The organism is Thiospirillum jenense (assembly GCF_014145225.1).
Lineage (GTDB): Bacteria > Pseudomonadota > Gammaproteobacteria > Chromatiales > Chromatiaceae > Thiospirillum > Thiospirillum jenense.
On record NZ_JABVCQ010000077.1, the window covers coordinates 1 to 1,334 of the forward strand.

Consider the following 1,334-nt stretch of genomic DNA (forward strand, 5'->3'; position numbering starts at 1 on the left):
ATGTCTTTACGAAGGATATGCCGATAGCCGTAACTGACAAGAAAGGAGAACTCTTGCTTTGCAACAGCCTGAGCTGAAAGTTTGTCGGCTGTTTGAATGACTTCTTCGCCGTGCTCTTGCAGCCAAGGAATCAATGGCGAATCCTCTGGACCGAGGAACAGTATTTTTTCTTGTGTCATCTGTATCTCCTTTTGAGGCATAACAAGACTTCGACCTCAAATTCGAGATAAAAGCCACCCTAGAAATTTGTCAAAACTGATAAAAATGCCTTATAGTTGATCTGTAAGACTGATGTCAAGTACTTTATTCATTAAGGATGACAGCTCATATGTCAGAACCTGCTCCAGTTTTAGACAGCGTTTCGCAAGCCGTACAAAAGCCTCGATTACTGGACCAAGTGCGCAACCGATTGCGCGTGAAACATTATGCGCTGCGTACCGAAGAAGCCTATGTAGATTGGATTAAACGCTTTATTCTATTTCACGATAAACGACATCCAATAGAAATGGGTACACCAGAGGTTGAAGCCTTTTTAACGCATTTAGCAGTGAATCGAAACGTATCCTCTTCAACTCAAAATCAAGCGTTAGCGGCGCTATTGTTTCTTTACAAAGAAGTATTAGAAGTGGAATTAACGTGGCTAGAAAACGTGACACGCGCAAAACCATCGCGCCGATTGCCGGTGGTATTAACGCGGGGGGAAATTGATCGCATACTCACGATGCTAGAAGGAACGCATCAATTGATGGGTAAATTGTTATACGGCTCTGGAATGCGTTTAATGGAATTGGTGCGCTTACGAATAAAAGACGTGGAATTTACGCGGCGCGAAATTGTTGTGCGTTCTGGTAAAGGCGGCAAAGATCGCGTGACAATGCTGCCAGACACACTCATTGCACCATTACAAGAACACCTCGTGCGTGTGCAATTGCTGTTTGAACAAGATCGAGCGGCGGATGTACCCGGCGTTTATTTACCTCATGCACTGGAATTGAAATACCCCAATGCAGGAAAAGAATGGGCATGGCAATGGGTATTTCCAGCGCGAGGGTTATCCCGCGATCCACGCAGTGACATCACGCGGCGTCATCACACCGATGAACAGGCATTGCAACGGGCGATCAAGCGGGCAGTGCAATCATCCGGCATCGCTAAACCCGCGACACCGCACACATTTCGCCATTCTTTCGCCACGCATTTATTAGAAGCGGGTTATGACATTCGCACTGTGCAGGAATTACTGGGGCATAAAGATGTCAGCACTACGCAGGTTTATACCCACGTTCTCAATCGTGGCGGACACGGAGTACGCAGTCCGCTAGATCGGTGATTAC

General features: G+C 46.6%; 1 protein-coding gene. It reads left to right on the top strand.

Annotation, left to right across the window (positions count from 1 at the left end; translation table 11 throughout):
* Positions 1 to 328 precede the first annotated feature (328 nt).
* Entirely contained in the window at positions 329 to 1,330 is a 1,002-nt protein-coding gene (locus HUK38_RS14560; protein ID WP_182585042.1) for an integron integrase, read from the top strand.
* Positions 1,331 to 1,334 lie beyond the last annotated feature (4 nt).